8 protein-coding genes, 3 pseudogenes and 1 other annotated feature are annotated in these 7841 nt (G+C 57.7%); of the genes and pseudogenes, 3 read left to right on the top strand and 8 right to left on the bottom strand.

Annotation, left to right across the window (positions count from 1 at the left end):
- The 4 genes from CO655_RS32660 to CO655_RS34130 all read right to left on the bottom strand — a co-directional run.
- Positions 1 to 244 (bottom strand): hypothetical protein (locus CO655_RS32660; protein WP_097667941.1); only part of this gene is annotated, 244 nt, incomplete at its 3' end.
- Positions 245 to 251: 7 nt separating this feature from the next.
- Complete coding sequence (locus tag CO655_RS32655; protein WP_097667940.1) at positions 252 to 1238, bottom strand: caspase family protein; 987 nt, start codon at positions 1236 to 1238, stop codon at positions 252 to 254.
- Positions 1239 to 1745, bottom strand: coding sequence for a TIR domain-containing protein (locus CO655_RS32650; RefSeq protein WP_245424012.1), 507 nt, complete (start codon positions 1743 to 1745; stop codon positions 1239 to 1241).
- Positions 1746 to 1812: 67 nt separating this feature from the next.
- Complete coding sequence (locus tag CO655_RS34130) at positions 1813 to 1950, bottom strand: hypothetical protein (protein ID WP_176539351.1); 138 nt, start codon at positions 1948 to 1950, stop codon at positions 1813 to 1815.
- Positions 1951 to 1995: 45 nt separating this feature from the next.
- On the opposite strand from CO655_RS34130, the pseudogene CO655_RS34125 reads away from it, so the two are divergent.
- A pseudogene (locus CO655_RS34125) lies at positions 1996 to 2174 on the top strand (transposase domain-containing protein); the annotation flags it as partial.
- A 155-nt stretch (positions 2175 to 2329) separates the two neighbouring features.
- Here the strand turns inward: CO655_RS34125 and CO655_RS32640 are convergent.
- The 4 genes from CO655_RS32640 to CO655_RS32625 form a co-directional block, all read right to left on the bottom strand.
- Positions 2330 to 3874, bottom strand: a complete 1545-nt coding sequence (locus CO655_RS32640; RefSeq protein ID WP_097667939.1) for an E2 ligase fold family C protein — start codon at positions 3872 to 3874, stop codon at positions 2330 to 2332.
- Positions 3875 to 3877: 3 nt separating this feature from the next.
- The gene (locus tag CO655_RS34635; RefSeq protein ID WP_245424011.1) at positions 3878 to 4243 is read right to left on the bottom strand and encodes a Mov34/MPN/PAD-1 family protein; all 366 of its coding nucleotides are present in this window, start codon (positions 4241 to 4243) and stop codon (positions 3878 to 3880) included.
- Between the two features lie 119 nt (positions 4244 to 4362).
- Positions 4363 to 4980, bottom strand: coding sequence for a putative metal-binding protein (locus tag CO655_RS32630; protein ID WP_011427320.1), 618 nt, complete (start codon positions 4978 to 4980; stop codon positions 4363 to 4365).
- Positions 4977 to 5282, bottom strand: coding sequence for a DUF2604 domain-containing protein (locus CO655_RS32625; RefSeq protein WP_011427321.1), 306 nt, complete (start codon positions 5280 to 5282; stop codon positions 4977 to 4979). Before CO655_RS32625 ends, CO655_RS32630 begins: the two co-directional genes overlap by 4 nt.
- 456 nt (positions 5283 to 5738) lie before the next feature.
- Here CO655_RS32625 and CO655_RS32620 point away from each other — a divergent pair.
- Both CO655_RS32620 and CO655_RS32615 read left to right on the top strand, forming a co-directional pair.
- Positions 5739 to 6965, top strand: a pseudogene (locus CO655_RS32620) (IS3 family transposase).
- Positions 6020 to 6136: a sequence feature (AL1L pseudoknot), on the top strand. It overlaps the preceding pseudogene by 117 nt.
- Positions 6966 to 7147: 182 nt before the next feature.
- Positions 7148 to 7841 (top strand): annotated as a pseudogene (locus CO655_RS32615) (hypothetical protein); the annotation flags it as partial.

The following is a 7841-nucleotide window of genomic DNA, read 5'->3' as shown; positions in this document are numbered from 1 at the left end:
GGAACAAAGGGGCGGCTTCATCGGAATCGGCATCCTTCTCATTCTCGGACAGCTCCGCATATGGCGTCGCGATCTGACGATCCCACTGCGCGACAAGGTCGGCAGGTATTAGCAGACTTCCATCGGTCTGCCGGATTCCCTTAGCATGCATGTACTTCTGCCAGTGCGACCAGCGCTCGTGTTCGATATGCGCTAGGCCTTCCAAAGTGCGCTGCAGGGCCTCTTCAATTTCTTTCCGTTTCATCAGCCGTCTATATCAGATCCTTCGCCGCCAGCCGCCTGTAGTGCTCTCCGAGGGCAGTCAGTCGAACAGTCTTCGACTCCATGGCGGCATGCCACATGTGCGGAGCTCCCTCGGGGACCAGCAAGCCGACGCGGTTGTACTTCTGCAGGATAGCAAAGATGGCGTTGTGATCCGGATCGGGAGCGGGAATGCCTCGTGGATCGGTCGCCCACGTGTCCTGCCGCTCCGGCTCGTAGGTGGGGTCAAGGTGCATCTGGTACCCAGCCGATGGGAAGAATTCGGAAATCCTCCGCAGCTCGCCGAGCTCAAGCGGCGGCCGAACCTTCCGCAGAGACACGAAGCGCTTCACGTTGGTTTTGAAAACAGGGCGTTGTGCCCATGGCCCGAGTGACTGATCGACATGAGCGTACACGCCGCCAGGGGTGACTTCACCAATCAGGTTGGCTGCAGCCCCGCCAAGCGCGTCTACCAGAAGGGAAGTGAAGACCCCGGCACCGTTCTCCTCGCTGGCATACTGCTCGTCGGTGGAGGCTGTGAGAATGCTGACGCCATCGCTGATCTCCGCAACCTTCTGCTGAAGCGCGCTCCCTCCAGCTACGCCGCTATGGCAACTGTCGAGGATGATGACACGGTTGGCGATCTTAGAATTGTTGGCCATCGTCATGATCTCCGCCAGCGAGACGCCGTCGTTGCCGGTCTTCACCTCGGACGAGCAGAGATAGCCGCCCGTCGCCTCGACGTGCCCGTGACCCGCGAAGTAGAGCAGCGAGACCTCGCCATCTCCATCGAAAAGCTCCTTGATCGCGCTCCGAAGCTCTTCCCTCGGAACCATGTCATTTGGGCCGGTGCCTGTGATATGGCGGACGCCGAAATTCACCGATCCGTCAGCATGGCGGTCGAGCATGGATTTGACCGCGAAGGAATCGTTCACACACCCATAGAGCGGCGACACATTATCGTAGTAGTCAATGCCGACGACGAGAGCTTTGCGCATTTAGAGGCTATCGATCCAGTTCGCGATATTGTCCCAAGTCCAGACCATGGTATTTAGGCCTTCGATCTTGGTGCGGTCGTCCTTGTAGCACCACATCCCGCGCACCAGCTTTCCCTCTTCCCTTGCGCACTTGATCTCCCACTTCTGACCACTCGACTTGAGTGAGTTCTCACTGACGAGAACAAGCACGCCGTCTGACCGCCTGATGCGGGTTCGCACGCGCGCTTTCCAATCCTCATCGTAAGCTTCCTTCACCGACATATCCACGTATTCGAATGGGGAGCGGGTATTGAGTGACTGACCCTTGAGGTAGTCGCGGCAACGAACGTCTTCGATCGCAAATGCTACAAAAACAACTTTCTTGTCGGCCATGCGTGCCCCACCTTCCGACTGATTCTCTTTCTGGAACACTATCAAAAAATCCGAGCGAGTAGTAACGACGACGAGCAGAAAAAGTTGTTCTTGCCGGTCTTCAGCCCCCGCCGCCGCCCCTACGGCCTCGGTCAATCAAGAGCGCCTTTAGCAAAATTGGTCGTTTTTGTTGGCGACATCGCCGCTTTCAGCGTCGCTGGTCTCAGCCGGTCTTAGTACCGGCTTGGCGGTTGCCGAACCTGTCGAACTCGGACTTTGAATCGATGCCCTGTTCGACATCGAGCGGGATATCAACGGGCTTGCCGCCGCCGATTAACGCTTGGAGCGCCGCCGCAGTCACGTTTACCGCTCATCGACGATCTGCAGGCCCGGCTTCAAACCGAGCGGTGCAGATCGTGCCGCCTGCATGGCCACACTGATCATGACGGCAAAGCTCAACAACATCGAGCCGCAAGCATGGCTTGCCGACGTTCTTGCCGCGTCGCTGACACGCTTATTGCCAGGCTGGAGCAACTGCTTCCGTGGAATTGGACACCGCCGACCATCGACGCTCAAGCGGCCTGACCTGCGGCCTCCACCGTATGAACCGTCGAGAGATACGGCCGTGAAAGTGAATGCCGCGGCTGCTAAGTAAGCATCGCAGTACAGCTCCATCTAGCGACGTGACGTGAAGGACGGGATGGCGCGACTCTGAGGACTGATTTGTCGGCAAACAAGGATCATTTTTTGCCGAAGCCGCCTACCTCCGGTGCCTGGTACTTGGCGCGGTAAACGTCTAAGTAATCCTCATCCTGACAAATGCAGCGACCCAGCCGATCCTTCTTGCGCCGCTCTGTGACTATGTCACTAGGGATATTGCGTAGCAAATTAAGTTTGGCAGTGGTCCAATCTGGCGCATTGCCTGCCGCCTGCTTGATGATTTCTCCGGCCAGCATGATGCCGGCCATCGCCGACTGGAAAGCCATCGGAACCTCGACACGCACCGGCTTGCTCCCAGCTGTGAGCTCAAACACAACGCCGCCGCAGATGGCGCCTCGGTAAAGGTTCCTCAAGGGCTGGTCTACGAATTGAAGGAGTGGCTCAACGGGGACTGTCAGCCGGCTTGCGATATCTCGCATCAATTCCTCGCTAACGGGGGCACCATCGTGAAGCATAGGTCGCACTATATCTATTTTCCGGTCCTCGAGGCCGAGGGCCTCGGCAATGACTTGGTCCTCGTCGGGAACCGTTCCGTTCGGTATATACAAGCATGCAAGGCATGCCATCTCCCCCTCAAATCCGTGGTGCGACACTCCGAGGTCACCGCGCTGAGTCCAAGAATTGATAGTCCAGCGAGGTAGCGTACCTTGTACTGCAATTCGATCCGCCGCCGTATCTAGTGCGACTGCCACATGCTGCATGGAGCGGATGATTGGCAGCGTTTGCCATCTGGCGCTATGGCCGTCGATTGTAAGGTTGCGTTGAGCTTTCAGGTATCGCCAAGCAAGCTTCACCTTGCTCTGGCCAATATCCCGCTCGAGCGCCAGCACGTAACGCTGAAGATTCCCTTGGTCTACCTGCTCGCCATCAACCACCTGCAAGTGCCCTTGCAAGTGCGGAACGCGGGAGAGCGCCCACACTGCGCCGTTACCGATCGCGCCTAGCCCGAGAAGGAATAAATCATCGAGCGCGGTGTCGGAAAGTGGCGGGTTAGCGCGCGAGCCAGGAGCGTAGTCAAACAAGGAAAACGTGACCGCCTTGTCCACTGTCGCACCGGGGATCTGATCTCTGAATATATGTCGAAATAAGTTCGACGCAGCAATGCACGCGGCGGCACCTGCGCCGAAAGCATTGTTACTGCAGGCGGTTCCGACCGGCTCCTCTGGGGAGAATTTTGCAATCCACCCGTCAGAGCCGAGGAAGAACTTTGGGCAGGAGATTTCGGGGTTGGTAGAGCCAACAACCAGACAATGCGAAAGCGCCGATGATCCACGGCGAGCGATTGTGATGTCTTCGTTGATTGAGCGAGCCAGTGAGGCGAGATTCTTGGCTAGCTTTTTTGCCTCCTCTCCCGAAGGCAACAGGCAAATGGTCGGATAGAGGCGCGCCACCAACCTGACCAGGAGATCGAGTGACGCTCTGCCCTCGGTCGCGCATGCCTGCTCATCAAACGCAATTCCGATCACTAGGTCGTTGAGCAGGTCCTCAAAATCCTTGGGGTCGAAGCCCTGGAGAATTTGTGACGCCGCCGTGGCCGCGCGAACGAAGTATTTCGCCAATGCCATGTTTCAATCCACGATTTCTATGAGACGGTTCACCGTTTCCTGCGACACCGCCATCCACTTTCCCGCTTTGTTGAGCCGGTAAACAGCGGTCTGCGAGAGATCAGTGGGACCTGTCGCAAAGTCCGGCACGACAAGCGAGAGCGAGCCGACCGCCGTTGCCAACGCGTATTCGTCGTCTGTATCGGAGTGGTACGCGTCACTAGGGTGACTGTGAATCTGCGCGAGGATGCGAAGCCCGTTATCGAAGAGCCACATGTTTATGCGATGCAACTCGGTTCCGTCGACGTGAACGCCGACTCCCGCCGCGGATCGAATAAGGCGTTGCTGAGGGATGAGCGCTCGCTCGACGGTTGCGATTTCGGCTGCCACGGTCCCCACCCAGAGCCCCAGTCCCTCGTATCCAGAGCGGCCTACCTCTGCCAGATGCTCATGCACATCGTTGACGGCCGCGCGCGGAACTACGAAGCGTTCGACAGCGGCGAGACCAATTACCTGGGTAGAGCCGCTGCGTCCATCTGGAAGCCTGAGAAGTTCATTTGAATTTGGTACTCTAGCATCCGTATTGGATTGATCCCGCTGGCCCAAATTTGTTCGAGAATAAAGTGCAACGAGCCTTCGCCAGAGCGACGATGCAATAGCCATAAGTCACCTGTATGAGCCGGATGATCGTGATATTCTCGAACCCCGGGAAGGCAAAGGAACGGGGTCTCGTCGGGGCTATGGGCCTGAAGCAGCTCTTGAACAGATAGCCGCTGTTGTTGCGCCAGAGTGGTTACGGTTTCTGGCGACGCTTCTTTCAAACCGTTGAGACGCAGCATCTTAAAACCCAGGCTTTTCGCCGGCAATGCAGTCCCAGTTGAGGGATCAACGAACGTCACCGACGGTGGCTCAAGGTCGTAGTTCGTGAAATCCAGGCGTACCGCGCACACAAGCGACCGGGGTGTGACCTTCAATGCGACAAACAAAACCAAGACAGTAGGAAACGTGGCGTCCAAAAGGAACCAACCTCGCCGGCGATACGAGTCTTCAAGCTCCCGATACTGTGCGACTTCGCGTTCGAACTTTCGTCGAGAAACCGCCTCGTCGACGAACTGACTTTCGGTCAACCTGCGGCTCCAGCCTTAAGGCTCAGGAATAGCTTCTGTCCGGCTGTAATTCCAAGATCCTCAATCTTTTTGCTCGCGTCGAACACTGTCCCGTTCTCATCCTTGAGTTCCCAATTCTCAGGAGGCTGACCTACGTTGCCTGATTCCTCCAGCGCCTTGGCGATTGCTGTATGAAGAGGTGCATTAACATTGGCTTCAACAGAAACCGGTTCGCCATTCACAACAATCGTCAAGGTTATCTTGTTCTTCGATCCGGTTTTTTTGCCCGCAGCCTCAGGAGCAGTATTCGGAGACTTTGCCATGCTTACTCCATCAATTGAGCGATTCGTATCTAAAGTTTAACTGAATAAAATTACGAGTAAACCTGTAGTAGTCTGACAGGCCCTTCGCTTCGGCTTAATTTCGGGCTGCTAAGGTGTCGCGTGCGATTATCTTGAGTTCCTGGCTTCCAAACGGCGTCTGCTATGCGCCATTCGAGATCTTTGCCGCTGATCGACCGTCTGCGTACAACGTGAGCAGCAGCCCGCACCCGCTTCCGAATCGGTCGCGCTAGTTCAGACCGAGCCGATGTCTGCTACGAGGGGATGCGAGACGGAAGGCTTAGTAACAACAGGGTCGTTGGTTCTGATCCCTTCAAGGCGACCAACTAGGCATTTGGTTGTATCACAAGAATGTATGTGGGTGATCTCTTTGGTCATAATGGACTGAACCGCGCCGGGTTTGCCGGAGGCTCCAACTTCTGAGAAAGTGGAGCCGATATGAGCAAGACAACAAACAAGTTTTCACCGGAAGCCCGCGCCCGAGCAGTGCGGATGGTTTTGGATCACCAAGTCGAATATTCCTCGCGATGGGCAGCGGTTTCCTCGATCGCCGCCAAGATCGGCTGCACGGCGCAGACGCTCAATGAATGGGTGAAGAAGGCGGAAGTGGACGATGGTTCCCGGCCCGGACTTCCCAGCGAAGTCGCCGAGAAGATGAAGGCGCTGGAGCGGGAGAACCGCGAGCTTCGGCAGGCCAACGAGATACTGCGCAAAGCGTCCGCTTATTTCGCGATGGCGGAGCTCGACCGCCCATTAAAGCGATGATCTCCTTCATCGACGAACACCGCTCGGTATTCGGGGTCGAGCCGATCTGCAGACTGCTGCCGATTGCCCCATCAACCTACTACGAGAACGTTGCCAAACGCCTGGACGTGGACCGGCTGTCGGTCCGCGCCCGCAGCGACATTGCATTGAAGATCGAGATACGCCGTGTGTTCGAGGCGAACTTCCGCGTCTACGGCGTGCGCAAGGTCTGGCGGCAATCGAAGCGGGAGGGCTTCGACGTGGCCCAGCACCGTCGCCCGGCTCATGAGGGCGATGGGCCTTCAGGGCATCATCCGCGGCAAGCCGATCCGAACGACGGTCCGGGACAAGTCGGCTCCGAGTCCGCTCGACCGGGTGAACCGCCAGTTCAAGGCTCCTGCGCCGAACAGGCTCTGGGTTTCGGATTTCACCTATGTCGCCACCTGGCAGGGTTTCGTCTATGCGGCCTTCGTCATCGACGTATTCGCGCGCCGCATCGTCGGCTGGCGGGTGAGCCGGACGGCGCATGCCGGGTTCGTCCTCGATGCTTTGGCACAGGCACTTCATGAGCGGCGTCCCGTTCATGGCGACGGCCTCATTCACCACTCGGACAGGGGCGTTCAATACGTGACGATCAAGTACTCGGAGCGACTGGCGGAGGCCGGGATCGAGCCGTCCGTCGGAAGTGTCGGCGACTCTTACGACAACGCGCTCGCCGAAACGATCAACGGCCTCTACAAGGCCGAGGTCATCCATCGGCGCGGACCGCGGCGCAGCTTCGAAGCGGTGGAATTCGCGACCCTGGAATGGGTCGACTGGTTCAACCATCGACGACTTCTGGAGCCCATCGGCAACATTCCGCCAGCCGAAGCCGAGGAGCAGTACTACGCCATACTGAACGAACCAGCCATGGCCGCATAACTTAAACCAAACAGCCTCCGGCAAACCCGGCGCGGTTCAGTGCTGACGAAGCGAGACGGCCGACTGTGGCTCGAGGCTCGATCAGACGACCATTATCCGCCGCTTCCGGTTCTCGAAAGCACCGAGATATGGGGCGTCGTCGCCGGGATCGCTCGACGCTATCCGGTGGAATGACATGCCGGATGATTGCCCTGATCGACTGCAATAATTTTTACGTCTCCTGCGAACGCCCTTTCGATCCCGACCTCCGGGGGAAGCCCGTCGTGGTGCTGTCGAACAACGATGGCTGCGCGGTCGCCAGATCCGACGAGGCGAAGGCTCTCGGGATCAAGATGGGCGAGCCTGCACATCTGTTCAAAGACAAGACCCGCGAGCATGGCATCCGGCTGTTCAGCAGCAATTATACGCTGTACGACGACATCAGCCGGAGGGTTGCTGTCACGATCTCCGATTTCAGTCCGAGGACTGAAATCTATTCGATTGATGAGACCTTCGTGGATCTGTCCGGCTTCGGTGGTCGAATGCTCGACCATGCGGCCGAGATGCGTGCGACCTTTAGCCAGAACGTCGGGATCCCGACCTGTGTTGGCATCGGCTACACAAAGACCCTCGCGAAATTCGGCAATTTCATTGCCAAGAAGAACCCGGTCTTCAACGGCGTGGCCGACCTCACGGACGAGAAGATCGCGGCCTTCGCGATGACGCGCACCGACGTCTCGGAGGTCTGGGGTGTCGGCACCAGGACGACGATCAAGCTGCGCGAGATCGGCATCAACACCGTCGCCCAGCTCCGCGAGATGCCGCTTGGCACGCCAGATCGGAACCGTCGTTCTCGAAAGAACGTAAGCGTCCGGCGAACGCATTTTCGGGTGTCGA

The organism is Rhizobium sp. M1, from assembly GCF_002531805.1.
GTDB lineage: Bacteria > Pseudomonadota > Alphaproteobacteria > Rhizobiales > Rhizobiaceae > Rhizobium > Rhizobium etli_C.
This window is presented reverse-complemented; position numbering and strand designations above follow the sequence as displayed.